The sequence below is a fragment of the Brevibacterium sp. 91QC2O2 genome (assembly GCF_024580695.1).
Lineage (GTDB): Bacteria > Actinomycetota > Actinomycetes > Actinomycetales > Brevibacteriaceae > Brevibacterium > Brevibacterium moorei.
Genome location: NZ_JANIJY010000022.1, coordinates 15,232 through 35,567, shown reverse-complemented (window position 1 = coordinate 35,567; position 20,336 = coordinate 15,232). Strand labels below are relative to the sequence as shown.

17 protein-coding genes are annotated in these 20,336 nt (G+C 68.3%); 8 read left to right on the top strand and 9 right to left on the bottom strand.

Features of this window, described 5'->3' with window-relative positions:
- Positions 1–15: 15 nt before the first annotated feature.
- Positions 16–801, bottom strand: a complete 786-nt coding sequence (locus tag NQ036_RS12890) for a LysE/ArgO family amino acid transporter (protein ID WP_257049386.1) — start codon at positions 799–801, stop codon at positions 16–18.
- 101 nt (positions 802–902) lie between these two features.
- On the opposite strand from NQ036_RS12890, the gene NQ036_RS12885 reads away from it, so the two are divergent.
- Positions 903–1,889: an ArgP/LysG family DNA-binding transcriptional regulator gene (locus tag NQ036_RS12885; protein WP_257059504.1), complete on the top strand. Its 987-nt coding sequence runs from the start codon at positions 903–905 to the stop codon at positions 1,887–1,889.
- A 112-nt stretch (positions 1,890–2,001) separates the two neighbouring features.
- Here the strand turns inward: NQ036_RS12885 and NQ036_RS12880 are convergent, their stop codons facing one another.
- Positions 2,002–3,126 carry a P1 family peptidase gene (locus NQ036_RS12880; RefSeq protein WP_257049384.1) on the bottom strand — a complete coding sequence of 375 codons (1,125 nt, stop codon included), beginning with the start codon at positions 3,124–3,126 and terminating at the stop codon, positions 2,002–2,004.
- Between the two features lie 278 nt (positions 3,127–3,404).
- Here NQ036_RS12880 and NQ036_RS12875 point away from each other — a divergent pair, with 278 nt between their 5' ends.
- Together NQ036_RS12875 and NQ036_RS12870 are read left to right on the top strand one after the other, a co-directional pair.
- Entirely contained in the window at positions 3,405–3,638 is a 234-nt protein-coding gene (locus NQ036_RS12875; RefSeq protein ID WP_257049383.1) for a TM2 domain-containing protein, read from the top strand.
- 115 nt (positions 3,639–3,753) lie between these two features.
- Complete coding sequence (locus tag NQ036_RS12870) at positions 3,754–5,985, top strand: ATP-dependent DNA helicase RecQ (protein ID WP_257049406.1); 2,232 nt, start codon at positions 3,754–3,756, stop codon at positions 5,983–5,985.
- Positions 5,986–6,161: 176 nt separating this feature from the next.
- Here the strand turns inward: NQ036_RS12870 and NQ036_RS12865 are convergent, their stop codons facing one another.
- Together NQ036_RS12865 and NQ036_RS12860 are read right to left on the bottom strand one after the other, a co-directional pair.
- Positions 6,162–6,530, bottom strand: a complete 369-nt coding sequence (locus NQ036_RS12865; protein ID WP_257049382.1) for a hypothetical protein — start codon at positions 6,528–6,530, stop codon at positions 6,162–6,164.
- Between the two features lie 286 nt (positions 6,531–6,816).
- Positions 6,817–7,020 (bottom strand): cold-shock protein, encoded by a 204-nt coding sequence (locus NQ036_RS12860; RefSeq protein ID WP_257049381.1) that lies wholly within the window; start codon positions 7,018–7,020, stop codon positions 6,817–6,819.
- A gap of 403 nt (positions 7,021–7,423) precedes the next feature.
- On the opposite strand from NQ036_RS12860, the gene NQ036_RS12855 reads away from it, so the two are divergent.
- Positions 7,424–8,824 (top strand): MFS transporter, encoded by a 1,401-nt coding sequence (locus NQ036_RS12855; protein ID WP_257059503.1) that lies wholly within the window; start codon positions 7,424–7,426, stop codon positions 8,822–8,824.
- 77 nt (positions 8,825–8,901) lie between these two features.
- On the opposite strand, the gene NQ036_RS12850 is transcribed toward NQ036_RS12855, so the two are convergent.
- The 4 genes from NQ036_RS12850 to NQ036_RS12835 all read right to left on the bottom strand — a co-directional run bounded on the left by NQ036_RS12850 (position 8,902) and on the right by NQ036_RS12835 (position 14,574).
- Positions 8,902–10,251: an MFS transporter gene (locus NQ036_RS12850; RefSeq protein ID WP_257049378.1), complete on the bottom strand. Its 1,350-nt coding sequence runs from the start codon at positions 10,249–10,251 to the stop codon at positions 8,902–8,904.
- Positions 10,252–10,318: 67 nt separating this feature from the next.
- Positions 10,319–11,143 (bottom strand): DedA family protein, encoded by an 825-nt coding sequence (locus NQ036_RS12845; protein WP_257049377.1) that lies wholly within the window; start codon positions 11,141–11,143, stop codon positions 10,319–10,321.
- Between the two features lie 108 nt (positions 11,144–11,251).
- Positions 11,252–13,057: a carboxylesterase/lipase family protein gene (locus NQ036_RS12840; RefSeq protein ID WP_257049376.1), complete on the bottom strand. Its 1,806-nt coding sequence runs from the start codon at positions 13,055–13,057 to the stop codon at positions 11,252–11,254.
- 41 nt (positions 13,058–13,098) lie between these two features.
- Positions 13,099–14,574: an MFS transporter gene (locus NQ036_RS12835; RefSeq protein WP_257049375.1), complete on the bottom strand. Its 1,476-nt coding sequence runs from the start codon at positions 14,572–14,574 to the stop codon at positions 13,099–13,101.
- 398 nt (positions 14,575–14,972) lie between these two features.
- Between NQ036_RS12835 and dnaK the strand changes: the two genes are divergently transcribed.
- From dnaK to NQ036_RS12815, 4 genes are all read left to right on the top strand, one after another.
- Positions 14,973–16,826, top strand: a complete 1,854-nt coding sequence (gene dnaK / locus NQ036_RS12830) for a molecular chaperone DnaK (protein ID WP_257049374.1) — start codon at positions 14,973–14,975, stop codon at positions 16,824–16,826.
- Entirely contained in the window at positions 16,826–17,527 is a 702-nt protein-coding gene (locus NQ036_RS12825; protein WP_257049373.1) for a nucleotide exchange factor GrpE, read from the top strand. The genes dnaK and NQ036_RS12825 overlap by 1 nt, the downstream gene beginning before the upstream one ends.
- A 159-nt stretch (positions 17,528–17,686) precedes the next feature.
- Positions 17,687–18,706 (top strand): DnaJ C-terminal domain-containing protein, encoded by a 1,020-nt coding sequence (locus NQ036_RS12820; protein ID WP_257049372.1) that lies wholly within the window; start codon positions 17,687–17,689, stop codon positions 18,704–18,706.
- Positions 18,707–18,834: 128 nt separating this feature from the next.
- Positions 18,835–19,332, top strand: coding sequence for a heat shock protein transcriptional repressor HspR (locus NQ036_RS12815; protein WP_257049405.1), 498 nt, complete (start codon positions 18,835–18,837; stop codon positions 19,330–19,332).
- 96 nt (positions 19,333–19,428) lie between these two features.
- Here NQ036_RS12815 and NQ036_RS12810 read toward each other — a convergent pair whose 3' ends face one another.
- On the bottom strand, positions 19,429–20,190 hold the full coding sequence (locus tag NQ036_RS12810; RefSeq protein ID WP_257049371.1) for a maleylpyruvate isomerase family mycothiol-dependent enzyme: 762 nt from the start codon (positions 20,188–20,190) through the stop codon (positions 19,429–19,431).
- Positions 20,191–20,336: the final 146 nt, after the last annotated feature.

Here is a 20,336-nt window from a genome sequence, read left to right as displayed (position 1 = left end):
TAGCCGGTCCCCTGCCTAGCCGGCCAACAGCAGGCGGAGCGCCAGGAACAGGATCAACAGCCCGATCCCCACATCGATGCAGCGCCAGACGGCGGGCTTGGCAACCAGCGGCGCCAGGGCCCGTGCGCCCAGGCCCAGGAAGATGAACCAGCTGATGGAGCCGAACATCGCGCCGACGGAGAACCACCAGGAGTCACCGGGGTATTGATGGGACAGGGTTCCCAACAGGGCGACGGTGTCGAGGTAGACGCCGGGGTTGAGGAAGGTGATCGCCAGAGTCGTCAGCATGACCGGGCGCAGCGTCGAACGGGCACGGGTGCTGCGGGGGCTTTCGGAGCTTTCGGAGTCGAGGCGCCGAGCGCCGGAGTCTGTGGGCGCGGCGGCGCCTGCGTCCTCGGTCCGGGCTTTGGCGCCGAGGCCGCCCTCACCACCAGTTCCGGGGTGGCCTGCGTTACCCGCGCCGGGGTCGCCCTTGGCAACGGGCGCGGAATCGGCGTCCAATCCCTGTGCCCGCGCTGCCGAGCGGAATGACTGGATCGCGAAGTAGATCAGGTAGGCGGCGCCCAGCCAGCGCAGGGCGGTGGTGAACCACGGGGCCGCGGCGATGAGCGCGCCGATCCCCAGATTGCCCGCGGCGATGAGCACGCAGTCGGCCAGGGCGCACACTGCGATCACGGCGCCGATGTGTGAGCGCTTCAGGCCCTGGCGCAGGAGGAAGGCGTTCTGCGGTCCGACCGCCACGATGAGGGACCAGCCTGCCAGGCAGCCGGCCACGGCGGAGCTGATGAGAAGAGGGGACATGCCTGCAAGCCTAGGGTCGGCGGCGGCCTGTGGAGGCCGTTTCGGGGCCAGATCGTGATGCAGGTATATGAAAGTTTCTTCTTCTGGTGAAGAATTTCTGTATGAACATCGAACGCCTGCGGGCATTGGCGACTGCTGTGGACACCGGAGCGCTGGATACGGCTGCCCGCCGCCTGCACATCACGCCCTCGGCCATGAGCCAGCGCATCCGCGCACTGGAGGCCGAAGTCGGGACGGTTCTGCTGCGCCGGTCGGCCCCGGTCGCCCCTACCGAGGCGGGCCAGGTGGTGTTGCGCGCCGCGCGGCAGATGCTGTTGATCGAAGCCGACACCCTGGCCCGGATCGGCGCGGGCGCACCGGATACCGGCGGAGATGCCGGGAGCGCGGGCCGCCCGTCCGGCGCCGAGGCCCCGGTGCGGATTCGTCTCGCCGTCAACGCCGACTCCCTGTCGACCTGGATGGGGCCGTTGTTCGCTTCGGCCGCGGCCTGGCCGGACGTGCTGATCCATCTGGAGGTGGTCGATCAGGCGCTGGCCCACGAGTACCTCGCAGCGGGCAGGGTAATGGCCGCGATCAGTTCGCGGCGGGCCGCCGGCGCCGGATGCCGCTCGATCCCCCTGGGCGCGATGCGCTATCGGGCCATGGCCAGGGTGGATCTGCTCCGGGCTCACGACGTTGAGGTTGGGCCGGTGGGAGGCGTTGAGTCCGGGCCGGCGGTGCGCCCGGCCGATTGGCTGCGGCGCCTGCCCATGGTGAACTTCGGCAGTGATGACGACCTGCAGTGGGAGTTCCTCCGGCGCAACGGGATCCGCACCGAGCCGCCCGTGCACCAGATCCCCAGTTCGCGCGAGTTCACCGGGGCGGTCATCGCGGGTCTGGGCTGGGGAATGGTGCCCGAGGCCCACCTCGGCGCCGGAGACGCACCCGGCGCGGGTGAGCCGGGAGGCGGCGATGCCCTGCACGACCTGCCGGTCGCCGACCCGATCACCGATGTGCCGCTGTATCTGCACAGGTGGAAGGTCGGGACCCCGCGACTGGACCGGGTGTGCCAGGCGATCACCGACTTGGCCGCGACCGCGCTGCGGTGACGCTCCCGTGCGCCAATCAGTGGGCCATCTGTTTCAGATTGGGCCGTTCGTCCGGCCCAATCTGAAACAAACGGCCCAAAGATTTCATCCCCTCGGCCGCGGGCCCCGGCGCTCAGGCCCCCATGAACTTCTGGAACTGGTCGTGGGGCAGGGCGTAGGCGGTGTTGCCGTCGCGGCCGGTCATGGTCTCGGCGCTGAGCAGCGCGTTCACGATCGCCTCCTCGGTGCACTCCGCCGTCGCCCAGTACAGCGGGTTGATGCTGCGATCCGTGAGCATCCGGATGTCGTCGAAGTAGGCGGCCCGCTCCGGGTACCGGGTGGCCTCGGACAGGCGGTTGCCGGTGGAGAAGGACACGATGAAGTCCCCGGACGTGTACTCGCCGGTGCCGCCCAGGCGCGCGATGCCCAGACCCGCGCGCTGCGCGATCCGATTCAGCTGATGGGGCAGCAGCGGGGCGTCGGTGGCGACCGTGACGATGATGGACCCATCCCCGGGCGGGGGCGGGGCGACGCGGGAATCCGTGGGCCCCTTGACCGGTTTGGGCGCGTCGATGAGCCGGCCCAGCGGCACGCCGTTCACCGCGAAGCGCTCGCGGTTGCCGTGGTTCGCCTGGACCAGCACGCCCACCGTGAACTGGCCGGCGCCGGTCTCGACGACGCGGCTGGCCGAACCGATCCCGCCCTTGAAGTCGTGGCAGATCATCCCGGTGCCGCCGCCCACATTGCCCATTTCCACCGGGCCGGAATGCGCGGCGGCCAGCGCCTGCGCCACATGGTCCTCCGTGATGTGGAAGCCGGCGATGTCGTTGAGCGTGGAGTCGTTGGTCTCGCCGCACACCGGCTGGCCGGAGAACACCGCATTGTGTTCCTCATTCGTCGCCGCGAGTGCCGCGCGCGCCCGGATCAGCCCGGTGCGGATGGTGCCCAGCGCATTGGTGTTGGACAGGGCGATGGGCGTCGAGAGCATCCCCGATTCCTGCAACCACTGGATGCCGGTCATATCGCCCTTGCCGTTGAGGCGGTGGAAACCGGCGAACACGGGCGCCGTCCAGATGTCGTCGGGGACGGGGTCGATGACGGTGACGCCGGTGCGCACCGGGCCGCGGCCGGCCGTCAGCGGGCCCTCGCCCTCGATCAGGGTCGTGTGTCCCACCGACACCCCCGCCACATCGGTGATCGCGTTGTACTCTCCGGGCGTGCCGGTTCCGATCGCGACGCCGAGGTCCCGTGCCTGCATGTGCTCCCCTTGCCTGTGTGCCCCTGCGGCTCCGTGTCCGCGGGCGGTGTTGGAATAGACCCCGCAAATCTACCAAGGATCGCGGGCCCGGACACGCGCTGGCCAAGGGGATGCGGCAGCGGCGCGGCCGAGGGCGCGACAGAGGGGCGCGGGCCGATGGCCGTCTGGCCTGCGGCTCGCGCTGCGGCAGGGCCAGGGGGGCAGCCCCAGTGCGCGGTGGGCGCGAACCTGGAAGAATCGAGTCAACGACACTTGTATCCGTCTTCTCAGGAGGAACGATGGCCTACAACCCGTACCAGCCCGCCGAACCGCTGAAGGATCCGGGTATCGCGCTGATCCTGACGATCGTCGGCTTCTTCTTCATCGCCGGCCTGCAGTACTTCTACATCGGCAAGTACCTCAAGGGAATTCTGTTCCTGCTGACCCTGGGATTCCTCTACATCGGCACGATCATCAGCCTGTTCACGATACGTGGGGAGACCATCCGGAAGAACCGCCGCGCCATGCGATAGGTTCCTCATGCGATAGGTTCCCGCAGAGGCCCGCACGTCCTGGATGGGGTGCCGCTGGAATGTGCAGAGGACAGCCGTGTCAGTGCCTCAGCCTAGAGTGGATGGCATGGATGAGATGAACGGTTCAGGCGCGGAATCCGCGGGGCCCGCCGCCGACCCCGCCCTGCACGCGGCGGCGGTGGAGATCCTGCGCGAACTCACGGGTCGGCCGGATGCGCAGTTCCGTGACGGCCAGTTCGAGGCGATCGCGGCCCTGGTCGCGGACCATAAACGGGTGCTGGTCGTGCAGCGCACCGGCTGGGGCAAGTCGGCGGTGTACTTCGTCGCGGCCCGGCTGATCCGCATGGGCTGGGGCGGCCAGAGCACCGGTATGCCGGGTACTGCGGCTTCCGGCAACACCGGGCCAACGCTCATCATCTCGCCGCTGCTGGCGCTGATGCGCGACCAAGTCGCAGCTGCGGCGCGCGCAGGCGTGCACGCGGTGACGATCAACTCCTCGAACGCCACCGAATGGGACGAAGTCCTGGCGGACCTGGACGCGGGCAACGTCGACGTCCTGCTGATCTCGCCCGAACGCCTGACGAACCCCAAGTTCCGCGAACGTGTGCTGGGTCGGCTGCTGGGCGGCGTGGGCATGATCGTCGTGGACGAGGCCCACTGCATCTCCGACTGGGGCCATGACTTCCGCCCCGACTACCGGCGCATCGGCGCGCTGTTGGAAACTCTGCCCGGCGATCTGCCGGTCCTGGCGACCACTGCAACGGCCAATACCCGCGTGGTCGAGGACGTGGCCGCTCAGCTGGGCCGCGACACCCTGGTGGTTCGCGGCGCCCTGTCGCGGGACTCCCTGCGCCTGGGCGTCGCCGCCACCTGGCCCGCGGCCAAGCGCATCGCCTGGCTGTGTGAACACTTGGGGGACTTCACCGGATCCGGGATCGTCTACACGTTGACGGTTTCCGCGGCCCAGGACACCACGCGCGCGCTGCGCCAGGCCGGCTGGGATGTCGCCACGTACACGGGCGGCACGGACACCGACGAACGCGTCCGCCTGGAACAGGCTCTCAAGGACAACGAGCTCAAGGCCCTGGTCGCGACCAGCGCCCTGGGCATGGGCTTCGACAAACCCGATCTGGGATTCGTCATCCACCTGGGCGCGCCCAGCTCCGCCGTCGCCTACTACCAGCAGGTGGGCCGTGCCGGCCGTGCGACGGATTCCGCCGACGTGCTGCTGTTGCCGGGTAATGAGGACCCTGACATCTGGGAGTACTTCGCAACCGCCTCGATGCCGGACGAGGATGAGGCCAGGGCGGTGCTGGCGGCCCTGGACGACGCCGCGCCGGCCGGGGAGGAATACGGTGCAGACGACTACGGCCCCGGCGGTGGACCGATCGGCGCATTGCCGCTGTCCGTGCCGGCGCTCGAACCGCTGGTGGGCATCAAGCGCTCCCGTCTGGAACTGCTGTTGAAGACCCTGCAGGTCGACGGGGCAGTGGACCGGGTGGCCGGCGGCTATGTGTCGACCGGGCGCGGGTGGACCTATGACGCACCGCGCTACGCGGCGGTGGCGCAGGCTCGCCGCGACGAGGCGCAGGGCATGCTCGAATACGAGGTCGGGCGGATCTGCCGGATGCGCTTCCTGGCGCAGGCGCTGGACGACCCGACGGCGCACGACTGCGGCCGCTGCGATATCTGCGCTGGGGTGTGGTGGAATCAGGAGGTCAGCGATGCCGGCGCCCAGTCCGCCAGGCAGATGCTTGCGGGAGTCGGGGTGCCCTTGGACCCGCGGGCTTCGTGGCCCTCGGGCATGGCCAAGGTCGGGGTGGACCTCAAGGGTCGGATCCCGCAGGAGGAACGGGTGGAGCCCGGCCGGGTCATCGCCCGTCTGACGGACCTGGGGCCCGGTCAGATGCTGCGCGAATTCCTGTCGCCTGCGGCCGGGGACCAGCCGGTGCCCGCGAACATCGGGAAGTACTGCATCCAGGTGCTGGGGGAATGGGACTGGCAGGCGCGTCCGCAGGTGGTGGTCGGCATGCCCAGTGTGAACCGGCCAGGCACGGTGCGCTCCCTGGCCCATGAACTGGCGCAGGTGGGGCGGATGACGGATGCCGGTGACCTGGACCTGAAGCACGATCCTGGCAGCCCGGACGTCAACAGCGCCTTCCGGGTGCGCGGTCTGGACCAGGCCTTCGGCGTCTCTCCGGAACTGGCGCAGGCGGTCGCGGGCCAGGTGGTGCTCCTCGTCGACGCCGAGGTCGTCTCCCGCTGGTCGCTGACCATGGCCGGCCGCGAACTCAGGCGTGCCGGTGCCGCAGCGGTGTTGCCCTTCGCCCTGGCCCTGCGGGCCTGAAGGCCTTCCGGCCCCGCGGGCCCGAGGCCGCCCGAAGACGCCGGCCGCCTTTGAATGCGAAACGCCCCGAACCCGGGATGCCACCCCTGTATGCGGGGTAGTGCTCGGGTTTCGGGGCGTTTTACTTGCGAGCCGGGCCGGTCGGTGCCGCAAGTGGCCTGGGGATCGGCTTACGATCAGTCGATGCCGACGCGGACCAAAACGGTGCCGGTGTAGGAACCGTCCTCGGACTGGAAGGACCAGTGGTAGTAGCCGGCGCTGGGATAGGTGACCTTGCCGTCGTGGACCTGCAGGCCCTGCTGGGACTCGACCTGCACGGGCGAACCGTTGGGGGCCTTGGGTGCGGGCGCGGCGACGGCTTCACCGGGATCGACGGATTCTCCGACGATGTTGACCGGCATGGAGCTCTGGCCGCTACCCGGTGCGACTGCGCCGCCGCCGTAGTCGGGGCCCGCTGCCATGGCTGCAGTTCCGCCCAGGAACGATGCGCCGACCAGTGCCGCCGTCGCGCCGCCGAGCGTCAGTGCCTTGCGAATGTTGATCATGTGGTTCAGCTCCTTCATGTACTCCGGTAAGTCCGGAGGTCGATGGTGGTTCTGCAGAACCGAGGCTACCGAAGTATAGTTGAAAACGCAACCATTCTTGGCATGAAGGTGTGCAGGCATGAAGGTACGTTGCGCGCGCCGCATACAAAAATGCCCCGAAACCGGAACGCCGACCCTGTATACAGGGGTGTCGCTCCGGTTTCGGGGCATTGAGTCGCGGTAGGGCTCTGCACTATGGCAGTGCCGCACCGCGGCGGATGATCAGCGGGCTAGAGGCCCGCAGAGATCACAGTCCGCGGATGCTGGTGGCCTGCGGGCCCTTGGGGCCGACCTCGGACTCGAATTCGACGGCCTGGCCCTCTTCGAGGTTGCGGTAGCCCGAGCCCTCGATCGCGGAGAAGTGCGCGAAGACGTCAGCGGATCCGTCGGACGGTTCGATGAAGCCGAAGCCCTTTTCCGAGCTGAACCACTTCACAGTTCCATTGGCCATGTGTTTATTCCTCACTGTTTGACCACCGGACCATTTGCCCGGCAGGCGTTGAGTCGACTCACTGCGAGCCGGCTGTTTAGGTGCGGAAAGCAATACTTGGTCGACATGGACCGAACGGAGAAGTTCCGAAAGGGTGACGCCAATGGGTGCGTTCCGCGGAAGTCGCAGCGCGGAAGGTAGACACGCGCTGAAGTTAAGCCATAATGACGGCGGACGCAACTACCCAATCCGGATCGCCAGAAACGCTACGCATGATCGCGTAGCAACGTAACCAGCATAACCGGTTCTGAGGCGAGTTCCTAATGTGAGTTTCGCCGGATTCGACGGAGAACCCGAAAATCATCCATTGACCACATTGCGATACGTTACGTCTTGCAATCCGGCGGCGGGGTAGAACGGTGGCATGCACAGCCCAGAGTCGAGAGCCGATCGGACCGGTGCCGCCGATCCCTGGGTGCGGAATCTGGTCGTCGCGACCTTCGGCACCTTCACGACGATCGTCGGCATGACTATGCTCATTCCGTTCCTGCCCGTCTACATCCGCGCCCTGGGCGTGACCGACGATGCAGCGGTGGTGACCTGGTCCGCGGTGTGCTTCGGCGCTACCTTCCTCGTCGCGGCGGTGACCGCCCCGCTGTGGGGGTGGATGGGCGACCGTTGGGGCCGCAAGTCGATGCTCGTGCGATCGAGCCTGGGCATGGCCGTGGCGATCGGCATCACCGGGTTGGCCGGCGACGTGTGGTGGCTGCTGGCCTTCCGCGTGCTGACCGGGCTGCTGGGCGGCTTCGCCTCGGGGGCCTCGATCCTGGTGGCCGACCAGACCCCGCCGGGCCGCCGGGCCTTCGCCCTGGGCGTGCTGACCAGCGGGAACATGGCAGGCAGCCTGCTGGGCCCGGTGCTCGGCGGGATCCTGCCGGAATCGATCGGTCCCCGCGCCTGCTTCGCTGTTGTCGGCGGCCTGATCTTCGTGGCGTTCCTGGGCGTCGTGCTGTTCATGCGCAATCCGCCCGCGCTCGCCGAAGCACCGCCCGGGGTACCGGCCAAGGCCCCGGCCGCCACGTCCGCAGTGCCCGGTGGCGGCACTCAGGTCGTCGATCGCGCGGCGAACCAGCCCACAGCACAGCTGCCCCGGGTGGCGCTGCCCGTTGTGCTCACGGTGCTGGTCGCGGTCTCCGGGCTCATCACCTTCGCGCAGCTGGCCGTGGAGCCGTTCATCACCGTCTATATGGGCGAACTGCTGACCAATGCAGGCGCGATAACCAAGGCGGGCGCGACAGCCGGTGCCGAGGCGACGGGTGCCTCGGGTGCCACCGCGGCCCTGGGAGCGGGAGCCGTGGGCTCCGCCGGGCTCGCGAATCCGACCCTGTGGGGCGGGATCGCCCTGGCGGCGACCGCCGCGGGCACCATGGTCGCGGGGCCCTTCCTGGGCCGGGCCGCCGACCGCTATGGGAACACGCGCATGCTGATCTGGTCCCTGCTGGCAGGCGCCGTGGTGTCCCTGGTCCAACCGCTGACCGGCTCCGTATGGGTCTTCACCGGCCTGCGCTTCGTGCTGGGCCTGGCGATGGGCGGCCTGATGCCCGCGCTGACCGCCGGCATCCGCGATATGCTGCCGGCCAATCGCGTGGGCCGCGTACTGGGGCTGACGGTTGCAGCGCAGCACGCCGGTCGCGTCTTCGGGCCGGTGCTGGCCGCAGTGGTGGCGAACCTGTGGGGGATGCCGGCCGCGCTGGTGGCCTCGGGACTGGTGTTGGCCATCGCCGCGGTGGCCGTGTGGGGCGTGCGGCCGGCCGCCGCGCGGTGACCTCGGCCGCGGTCCTGAGCCCGGCCGCTGCGCGCAACGCGCCGTGCCCGGCCGGCGGTGTCCTCGGCCCGAATCGGTCAGAGGTTGCTGCGCGCGCCACCCGAACGATAGCGGGCGAAGGACGGGACCAGGACGGCCGCGATCACGATGCCGAGGACGACCAGGATGCCGCCGCCGGCGCTCGCCCAGGCGGTGCCCACCGTATTAGCCGCATAGCCGTGCAGCACATCGGCCAGGCGCGGGCCACCGGCCACCACGACGGTGAACACGCCCTGTAGGCGGCCCCGCACGCGGTCGTCGGCGGCCTCGAGCAGAATGGTGTTGCGGAATGAGGCGCTGATGACGTCGGCGCCGCCGCCGACCATGAGGAAGAGCATCGCGCCGAGCAGCGCCAGCCACCAGAACGACCCGGCCAGCGGCAGCACGGCGCCGAACAGCGCCATCGCCGCACCCCAGATGATGATCGCCACCAGCACGGCCAGGCCATGCCTCTGCACTTTTGACACCCAGCCGGAGAACAGCCCGCCCAGCACGGATCCGATCGCGATCCCGGCCGACAACAGCGCGAAGACGAAGCCGCCGTCGGTCGGGCCGCCGAAGGACTCGTGTGCGATCTGCGGGAACAGGGCGCGCGGCATGCCGAAGAGCATCGCGATGATGTCGACCAAGAAGCTCATCATCAGGATCGGGCTGCGCGACAGGTAGACCAGGCCCTCCCAGACGCTGCGGAATCCGGCCCTCGGCCGGGCGGGCGGCTCCGGGGTTGGAACTGCGGCTTCCGGGGCCGAGGCATCAGCCACTGCGGAGCCGGGCAGACCGTGGCCGCCCGGGGGAAGGGCCGGCAGGCGCCAGACGGCCCACATGCTCACCAGGATGCCGATCGTATCGATCAGGTAGAGCAGCGGGAAGCCGATCAGCGGGATCAGCATGCCGCCGGCCAGCGGGCCGACGATCGCGCCGAACTGGCCCACCGTCATGTTCAGGGTGGTCGCCGCCGCCAGTACCTCGGTGGGCAGGAGCGAGGGCAGGATCGCCGTGCGCGCCGGCTGGTTGACCGCGAAGAACGCCTGCTGGAATGCCAGGGTGAACAGGATCAGCCACACATTGTGTGTGCCGATCAGTGCCCACAGGAACAGCAGGAAGCTGGCGATCGTCAGGCCCGTGCTGCTCACCAGCAGCAGCTTGCGGCGGTCCATCGAATCCGACAGGGACCCGCCGTACAGGCCGAACAGGACCAACGGCACCAGTCCGAAGATCCCGGCCAGGCCCACATACCCGGAGTCCTGGGTGATGGCGTAGATCTGCGCCGGCACCACGACGATCGACATCTGCGCGCCGATCGTCGTGACGATATTCGCGTAGAACATCCGTTTGAACGTCGGGACCCGCAGTGGGCGGGTGTCGGCGAAGAGATCCCTCAGGGCCAAGGCTGGGCCTTTCTGGCTGTACCGGTTGTTCGGCTGTGACTGGTGTTCTGTGGTTCCGGCGTTCGGTTCAGGTGTCCTGCTGGGGCGAATCCGGGGGCCCGGCGTCGGGGCGCGCGGTCTTGGGATCGTCGGAGCCCTCGGATTTGAGGGTGCCGCGGGCCGACCAGAGGGCCACGCCCACGATGATCGCCAGCGAGATCCAGATCGCGTACTTGTCGACCAACTTGAGGAAGTCGACGGCGGGCTGCCCGATCTCATAGCCGATGACCGCGACCAGGACCGCCAACAGCAGGTTGCCCAGCAGGTTCATGGTGAAGAACAGCGCGAAGCTCACGCGCGACCAGCCGGTGACCAGCCAGGTGATGGTACCCGGCACTCCGGGCCAACGGCCGAAGAACACAAGGGTGAGCAGGACCCAGCGCGGCAGGCGTTTGAGCCGGTGGAAGCGCTTACGCGACTTCTCGTCCTGCGCGAACATGTTGACGACTCGATCGCCCCAGCGCCTGCCCGCGTACCACCACAGCCAGTCGAACTTCATCATGCCGATCAGTCCAGCGCCGATCACCAGCCACAGCGGGAAGCCCTCGACCGCGGCGAATGCGCCGGCGCCTGCGACGACGGTTTTGGCGCCGGTGACCATGGAGAACACCACGGGGATCTTCGCGATGAGCATCGGCCGCAGGGGCCACATGATGAGGTAGAAGATCGGGATGCCGATGAGGAAGCCCAGCAACACCTTGTCCCCGGTGCGTGCCTTGCCCTCCCAGGGGAGGATGTCGCGCAGGCTGGGGGCCTGCGGTTCGGTTGTGCCGGGTTCGGAAGCGCCGGATTCCGTGGTGTCGTCTGGGTCCGTGGGCTCGGGGTGGTCGGGGTCGCGCATGCGTTTCAGCATATCCGCAGTCGGGTACGCCACATCATTGGACTGTTTATTTCAGAATTCACTGGATGAACGGTGGATTCTGAAACAGGACGTGGAACGATCGGGCGGCCCCGGCCGAGGTCAGTCGAGCAGGTCGAGCGACCGTGCGCCGTCGGCGGCGAAGGCCCTCCAGCGCTGCAGGAGCGGGTGTTCGGCATTGCGGGGCGCATAGTCCCAGATGCGGACGACGGCTCCGGCGGCATCTGTGGGTGCAGCGGCTGGGTTCGAGGCCGAATCCGAGGTCGCAGTCCACTCCGGCCAGGCACCGGATTCCGCGGTGGCCGGGTCGCCGGTGGTGGCGAAGGCCAGCCAGGATCGGCGCATCCGCAGGCTCAGGGTATGGTCGGCCGCGGTCGCTTCCGGATAGAACCGCCGGCCCATGTCCGTGTCGAACCGGTCGAAGATCAGTGGGACATCGGCGGCGTGTGGGGCGCCATGGCCCCCGGCCGGCTCCGGGTCGAAGAAGTACACGAAGGTCCTGCCGGTCTGCTGCGTCGCCTCGGCCCGGCCCGCGGCGGCGTCCAGGGCCGCGATCGTGAAGACACGATCGGACTGCACTGCCTCGAAGACCTTTTCTGCGGTGGCACCGGGAAGCAAGGACGTGTAGGACTCGACGGCGGGAGTACCTGTATTCCCCGGGTATTCCGCGGGTCCCATGAGCGCGACGCGGCGGGCGGCGCGCTCCGCGTCGATCGGCTGCGGGTCATCCAGCATGAAGAGGGTGAACTCGTTGCCGTTGTGCCCGATGATCACGTCGACGCCGGAACCGGCGCCGTCGCGCACGGCTTGCCACGGATCGGTGGGCAGGACCTCGCCGTCGACCACAGGCACCAGTGGTGGGGTGAAGCCCACCGCCCGGCCCCAGTGCGGTGCCCGGCTCTGTTGTCCCGCGACCACTCGGCCCATCAGGTCCAGGCACTGGGTGGGGGACAGGCGGGCGAAGGACGCTGCGGTTGCGGCGTCCGGAACCGGGCCCGAGGCGTCCGGAACCGGGCCCGCAGTGTCCGGAACCAGCCCCGCGGCCGCGGCGACGCGGGCGAATTCGGCGGTGACGTCCTCGGCCAGCGTGCGGGTGACCACCATGGTCGGTGGGCTGTGCAGGATGGCGCGGTGGAACAGGTCGCGGGAGCCGGGCATAGACAGGTGACACAGGATGGAGCCGGCGCCGGCCGATTCGCCGAACACCGTCACATTGTCCGGGTCGCCGCCGAAGTTCACGATATTGTCGCGCACCCAGCGCAGGGCGGCCGCCTGGTCCAGCAGGCCGCGGTTGGCCGGCGCATCGGGGAACTGCGCGAAGCCCTCCATGCCCAGGCGGTAGTTGAGGCTGACGAACACACAGCCCAGCCGGGCGAATTCGGCACCGTCGTAGACCGGCTCGGCGGATGCGCCCATGACATAGGCGCCGCCGTGAATCCACACCATGACCGGCAGGAGAGCCTGCGGCGGGGCCTGGGCTGGCGAGGGGGCCTGGGCAGGTGTGCCGGAATGCTCCGCCTGAGGCAGGTGCCCCGCCTGCGGCAAATGCGGCGTCCAGATGTTCAGCGTCAGCCAGTCTTCGCCCTCACGGTGCGCGGCCGGAGCCCCCGGGGCGCCGAACTGCGGTGGGACGGGACCGAAGAGCTCGGCGTTCAGGGGCTCGGTGTGAACGGGTGCGGGTTGCGGCGCGCGGAATCGGTTCTCACCCACTGGAGATGCGGCATAGGGGATGCCCAGGAACCGGTGCAGGGGAACACCGGGCTCCGGGGCGGATGCCGCCGTCGGTGGGGCCGGCGTGGTGGATGGCGGCGCCTGTTCGGCCGTGGACCCCGCGGCGCCGGCGATGGTCAGTCCCAGCACTGGGCCCTCGGCGGTGAGGACTGTGGGACGCGGTGTGCTCTGTTCCATAGGCCGAGCCTACGCGCTGAGCCTCGAACCAGCGCCGCACCTCAGTCGCGCAGGGCCTGGCCTGTCTGCTCGCTGAGGAACAGGGCCGCAACCGCCGCCACCAGGAACGACAGTGCGAAGACCGTGAACAGCACGCCCGCCCCGCCCCATGCCGCGGCCAGGACCGCGGGGACCAGCAGCGGTGCGATGATCGAGGCGATCCGCCCGAACCCCGCCGCCCAGCCGGTGCCGGTGCCGCGCAGATGGGTGGGGAAGACCTCGGGCGAAATCGCGTACAGTGCACCCCAGGCGCCCAGGTTGAAGAAGCTGAGCAGGCAGCCGGTGATGAGGATCCACGCCACCGAGTGCGCATTGCCGAAGGCCAGGGCGCTGCCGGCCGAACCGAGCAGGAACACCGCCAGCGTCCAGCGGCGCCCCCACTGCTCCACCAGCCAGGCGGCCACCGCATAGCCGGGCAGCTGGGCCAGGGTGATGATGAGGGTGAAGCCGAATGACTTCACGATGTCGTAGCCCTGCGCGTGCAGAATGCTGGGGATCCAGATGAACGCGCCGTAGTAGCTGAAGTTCACGAAGAACCACACCAGGCTCAACGCAGTGGAGTTCCGCGCCTGGCCACTGGCCCACAGATCGGCGAACCGGGTCTTGACAGCGGGGGCTTGAGCGCCGGATTCCGCCGCCGAGGCCGCGGTGGGGCGGGCGGTCGCGCTCGCCTTGGCCTCGGCAGCGGAGTGATCGGCGGGAGCAGTGGCCGTCAGCAGGCGGGTGCCCGACTGCCCGCTCCGCTGTGGCCCGGCGGCCCTGCGCAGCGGCGCCGAGGCCTCGAAGGCGGTGACGACCCGGGTCGCCTCGTCGACGCGGCCGCGGCCGGCCAGGAAACGGATCGACTCCGGCAGGCCCGCGCGGACGAAGGCCGCGTAGAGCGCGGGCAGCGCGCCCACCAGCAACGCCAGGCGCCAGCCCCAGTCGCCGAAGTGCGGGACGACGTAGTAGCCCAGGAGCGCTGCGCCCAGCCAGCCCACGGCCCAGAAGGCCTCGAGAATGACGACGATGCGCCCGCGGATGCGCGGGGGTGCGAACTCGCTGACATAGGTGCTGGCCACGGGCAGCTCCGCGCCGATGCCGAAGCCCACGAACAGGCGCATGATGAGGAACAGGGTGAGGCCGGGGGCGAACGCCGCCACGGCCGAGGCGATGCCGAAGACCAACAGGGTGACGGCGAAGATGGTGCGGCGGCCGAAGCGGTCGGCCATGCGCCCGCCGAAGATCGCGCCCAGGGTCATGCCGATGAAGCCCAGGGAGACGATCCAGCTCTGCGCGGAGGCGCTGAGGTCCCAGTGGACCTTGAGCACGACGACGACATAGGAGATCAGTGCCACGTCCAGCGCGTCCAGGGCCCAACCGATACCCGAGGAGGTCAGGATATGCAGATGTTTGCGGGTGAACGGCAGGCGGTCCATGCGGGTGGACAGCTCGGTGCCTGTGGTGGGTGGGGCGCCGGCGGGGTTCTCTGTGGTCATGCCGTTAGTGTGGCACAGGTTCAGGTGTATATGACTTAAAGTCAATTTTCTGTTGTGAGGGTCACCTTGGTCCGGCGGTGTTTCCCACTCGATACGCCCTTGACTCATCCACCGGCCGGTTCATGCAGTCCCCGGACCTGCAGGGCTACATGAACCGGCCAGTCGATGAAGCACGCTTTCATCGACTGGGAAACGCCCCTCCGGAAAACTTTTTCACCCGCTCGGAATAAACCCCGCGCCCCTATAGTTGAGTCAGGTGTACGCAAGTTTACTGACAAGCAGTTTGACTGGTTCGGTCCGATGCAGAAGGATTGAGCCGGAGGCGCTCAGGAGGCCCCGCACAGCGGGACCGGCCCCGGGCGCAACAGACAGCGATAGTCAAGGGAAGGATTCAACATATGTCTCGTGCAGTGGGTATCGACCTCGGAACCACGAACTCGGTCGTCGCCGTTCTGGAAGGCGGCGAGCCGAAGGTCATCGCGAACGCGGAGGGTGGCCGCACCACCCCGTCGGTCGTCGCGGTGAACAAGAACGGCGACTCCCTGGTCGGCGAAATCGCCAAGCGCCAGGCCGTCACCAACGTCAAGAACACGGTCGCCTCCGTCAAGCGCCACATGGGCACCGACTGGACCACCGAACTGGGTGGCAAGTCCATGACCGCACCGGAGGTCTCCGCCCGCATCCTGCAGAAGCTCAAGCACGATGCTGAGGAATACCTGCAGGACACGGTGACCGACGCGGTCATCACCGTCCCCGCCTACTTCAACGACGCGGAACGCCAGGCGACCAAGGACGCCGGCCAGATCGCCGGCCTGAACGTCCTGCGCATCATCAACGAACCGACCGCAGCGGCCCTGGCCTACGGCCTGGAGCGCGGCAAGGAAGACGAACTCATCCTGGTCTTCGACCTCGGTGGCGGCACCTTCGATGTGTCCCTGCTGGAAGTCGGCAAGGACGAAGACGACTTCTCCACCATTCAGGTGCGCGCCACCTCGGGCGATAACCGCTTGGGCGGCGACGACTGGGATCAGCGGATCGTCGACTACCTGATCAAGCAGGTCAAGAACAAGGACGGCGTGGACCTGGCAAAGGACACCACCGCCCTGCAGCGCCTGAAGGAGGCCGCGGAACAGGCCAAGAAGGAACTGTCCTCGGCGACCAGCACCAACATCAGCCTGCAGTACCTGTCGATGAGCGAGAACGGCCCGATCCACCTGGACGAGTCGCTGACCCGCGCGAAGTTCGAAGAACTGACCTCGGATCTGCTGGAGCGCACCCGCAAGCCCTTCGAAACCGTCATCAAGGACGCCGGCGTCAAGGTCTCCGAGATCGACCACGTCGTGCTGGTCGGCGGTTCGACCCGTATGCCCGCCGTGTCCGACATGGTCAAGAAGCTGACCGACGGCCGTGAGCCCAACAAGGGCGTCAACCCGGACGAGGTCGTCGCCATCGGCGCCGCCGTCCAGGCCGGCGTGCTCAAGGGTGAACGCAAGGACGTGCTGCTGATCGACGTGACCCCGCTGTCGCTGGGTCTGGAGACCAAGGGCGGCGTGATGACCAAGCTGATCGAGCGCAACACCCCGATTCCCACCAAGAAGTCGGAGACCTTCACCACGGCCGAGGACAATCAGCCCTCCGTGTCGATCCAGGTGTACCAGGGCGAGCGCGAGTTCACCTCGGACAACAAGCTGCTGGGCAACTTCGAACTGTCCGGCATCGCCCCGGCCCCCCGTGGCGTGCCGCAGATCGAGGTGTCCTTCGACATCGACGCCAACGGCATCGTGCACGTGTCCGCTAAGGACAAGGGCACCGGCAAGGAGGCGTCCGTGACGCTGACCGGCGGCCAGGGCCTGGACCAGAGCGACATCGATCGCATGGTCAAGGAAGCCGAAGAGCACGCCAATGAGGACAAGGCGCGCCGTGAGGCCGCCGATAAGCGCAACCAGGCGGAGAACCTGGCCTACTCCACGGAGAAGGTCATCAAGGACAACGAGGACAAGCTGCCCGAAGATGTCCGCACCGAGGTCCAGGCCGACGTCGACGCGCTGAAGGAAGCCCTCAAGGGCGACGACGATTCCGCTGTGGAATCCGCGCTGGAGAAGCTGACCGCCTCGCAGACCAAGCTGGGCGAGGCCCTGTACGCGAACGCCGCTCCGGAGGCGGGCGCCGAGGGTGCCGAGTCCACCGGTTCCGCCGATGACGATGTCGTCGACGCCGAGGTCGTGGAAGACGATGACGAGGAGAAGAAGTAATGACTACTCCTGATCAGGGCGGCGCTTCGGGCGAGTCCCAGGAACAGTCGTTCACCTTCGCCGACAAGCGCCGCATCGACCCGGAGACGGGCGAGGTGCGCGAGCCGCAGGAACAGACCGCGGAGGAATCCGCAGCCGAGCGGGCGGCCGCCGACGGCAACGCCGCAGCAGCTGCCGAGGCCGCGGAGGAATCCGCGGCCTCGGCCCCGACGGACGGTGCGTCGGCAGACGCCACGGCCGGCCAGGGCTCGGACGCCACGGCAGGGACCGCCGAGGCCCCGGTGGCCGATGAGGCCGCGAAGTACCTGGATGACCTGCAGCGTCTGAACGCCGAGTACGCGGCCTACCGCCGCCGCTCGGAGCGCGATCAGGCCAAGGCCAAGGAGGCCGGTTCGGCTGCCCTGGTCGAGGCGCTCATCCCGGTGCTCGACGAGGTTAAGCTGGCTGCCGACGCCGGCGATGTCACGGGGCCCTTCGAGACCCATGTGAACAAGCTGCTCGAGGCGCTGTCCAAGGTGGGCGTCGAACAGTATGGCGCGGTGGGCGACGAGTTCGACCCCGCTCTGCACGAGGCTCTGATGCAGCAGCCCAACGGCGCAGTCGAGGAGCCCACCGTGTTCCTCGTCATGCAGCCGGGTTACAAGCTGGGCGAGCGCGTGATCCGCGCGGCCCGCGTAGGCGTGCACCTGCCGGAGGAGTGACCTCCGACTGAGTGGGCGCATACATGATCGGTGGCGGTCGATTCCCGGGACAAGCCGGGGGATTGGCCGCCACCGCCATAAGATTTTGGAAACGATGAAGACAATCAGCGGGAGTGATCCCGCAAGCGGGAATGACGTCCTGCGGAAAGGAGGTGCCAGATGAACGCCGGGCCTCAGAATGAGTGGTTCGAGAAGGACTACTACAAGGTCCTCGGGGTCGACAAGGACGCCTCCGACGCGGACATCAAAAAGGCCTATCGGAAGCTGGCTCGCAAGTACCATCCGGATGCGAATCCTGGTGATAAGAAGGCCGAGGAGAAGTTCAAGGAGATCAGCGCGGCCCACCAGGTGCTGGCCGACAAGGAGACCCGCAAGCAGTATGACCAGGTCCGCGCGATGGGCTCGGGCGCGCGTTTCACCGCGGGCGCCGGTGGTCCAGGTGGCGCCGGTGGCGGTTTCGAGGACGTGTTCTCCGGGCTGTTCAACTCCGGCGGCGGCCGCGGCCAGTACAGTGGCGGTCCCGGTGGCTTCGGCGGTGCCGGTGGCCCGGACCTGTCCGATCTGTTCGGCGGGGCCTTCGGCGGTGGCGGCTTTGGCGGTGGCCGGGGCTATCAGCCCGGCCCTGTCAAGGGCGGGGACATCAAGGCGTCTACGCGCCTGTCCTTCACGGAGGCCGCCAAAGGCGCCACGGTCAAGCTCAAGATGCCCAACGGTTCGCCGCTGAACGTGCGCACGCCGATCGGCGTCAAGGACGGCCAGAAGGTCCGCCTGCGCGGCAAGGGCAAGGCCAGTCCCAACGGCGGCGAGGCCGGCGATGTGGTGCTGACGGTCAACGTCGAACCGCATCCTGTGTTCACCCGTGACGGTGACAACCTGCGGGTGACCGTGCCGGTGACATTCGCCGAGGCCGCCCTGGGCGCAGAGGTCCAGGTTCCCACTCTGTCCGGCTTCCCCGTACGGCTCAAGGTGCCTGCCGGCACCCCGTCGGGGCGCGTGCTGCGCGTGCGCGGCAAGGGGATCGAGACGAAGAAGCACACCGGCGATCTGCTGGTCACCGTCGAGGTCCACGTGCCGCAGCGGATGAGCAAGGACGCGAAGCAGGCGGTCGAGGCCTTCGCCAAGGCCACCGAGGGCGAGGACCCGCGCGCCGATCTGTACGCGAAGGCGAAGAACAGCTGAGTTGCGCTGGCGCCGGCGCGGCACCGAACACGGCGCCGGCGCGGCACCGAACACGGCGCCGGCCGGCACCGTGCCGGTGCCGGTCGGCGCACTGATGCATGATCGAATCAAGGAGGAGGTGAGTGGCCATGGAGATCGACCCACATGCCGCGGTCTACGTGATATCCGTGGCCGCAGAGCTTGCGGGCATGCACCCGCAGACCCTACGGCAATACGACCGTATGGGTCTGGTCACGCCCAAACGCACTCCCGGTCGCGGCCGCAGGTATTCGGCCAGTGACATCGAGAAGCTGCGCCTGGTGCAGAGCCTGAGCCAGGACGAGGGCGTCAGTCTGGCCGGGATCAAGCGAATCCTGCAGCTGCGCGAGGAGGTCGCAGACGCGCATTCGCAGCTGCAGAGCCTCGGCGTGCAACTGGATGCGGCGCTGAGCCGGCTGGCCCAGGCGAATCGGATCTTCGCCGCAGGAATGGGCGGGGACGTGACGGTGGCCGATCCCTACCAGCGCAGCCGGGCGCGGCGGATGTCGCACGCGATCGCGGAACTGCCCGCGGCCTCGGTGACGGGGACCGTGGTGGGCGTGCGGACCGCGGGACCGCGGTCCAAACAGGGCCCCCGCCGCGGCTGAGGCGGACGCTCCCGGAAAGTCAGTCGTGGTTCCCGCTTGGGGCCGTCGTTTCGAAGCGACGGCCCCAAACGGGAACCACAACGCGTTTGGCCTCCTCTACAGCCAGGCGGGTGGTTGCGGCACCGACGCCGAGGTCCCGGCCGGGGCCTGCCCGCGGGGCCAGCCCCTGCCCAGCAGGAACGAGACGAGCTCTGCGGCCTCGCCCGTCAGTTCGACCGGTTCGGCGCTGAAAGCCGCGGCATCGCCGCAGGCCAGGAGGTAGTTCGCCAGTTCGGGGCGATCCGGTCGGTCGGTGATGTGCAGGAGGAAGTTCGCAGGTTCGGCGCGGGCCGCCCACACCGTTTCCACGTCGGTCAGCAGCCGGTCGATGGCGGCTGTGGGGAAGTCCAGGGCGGTCATCCCGATGTTGAGGTCAAGGGCATGCAGCAGGGCCTCGCGCGCCCGCATCCACGGAATCGCGGCTGCCATGATCGGCTCACCACGGCCGTTGAGCACCTGAGCATCCCAGGCGGGGGATTCGGGCTCGGGCAGGGCGGCGGCGAGTTCCACTGCGACCTCGTGGCTGATGCCGCGGACGTCCGAGACCTCGATCGTCGCCACACCCTCTTCGATCTCTGCATCGCGAACCGTGCGGGAGGGGTACATGGGGTTCTCCACACCCGTAGTCGCCCAATCGAGCAGCCGCATCAGGGCCTCGGCGTTGTTGATCATGTGCACGGCCACGTGCTTGCGGGTCCAGCCGGGTAGACCGGATTCGCCGTCCAAGACGTTGACCGTCAACTGGTCCAGGGTGCGCAGATAGAAGATCTCCCCGACTGCTCGCAGGTCCAGATCCCGCCGAATGTCCTCAATGCTCATGGGTCACAACTCTACGCCGACTGACTCAGTTCATCCTCCTCGATGAGCAGTCAAGTTGGTCTGATTCTAGGCGGGATTCTCGGACCAAATCGCCTGCGAATCGTGCGGGCGCCAGACCAAAATGACTGCTCACCCGCAGCCGCCGT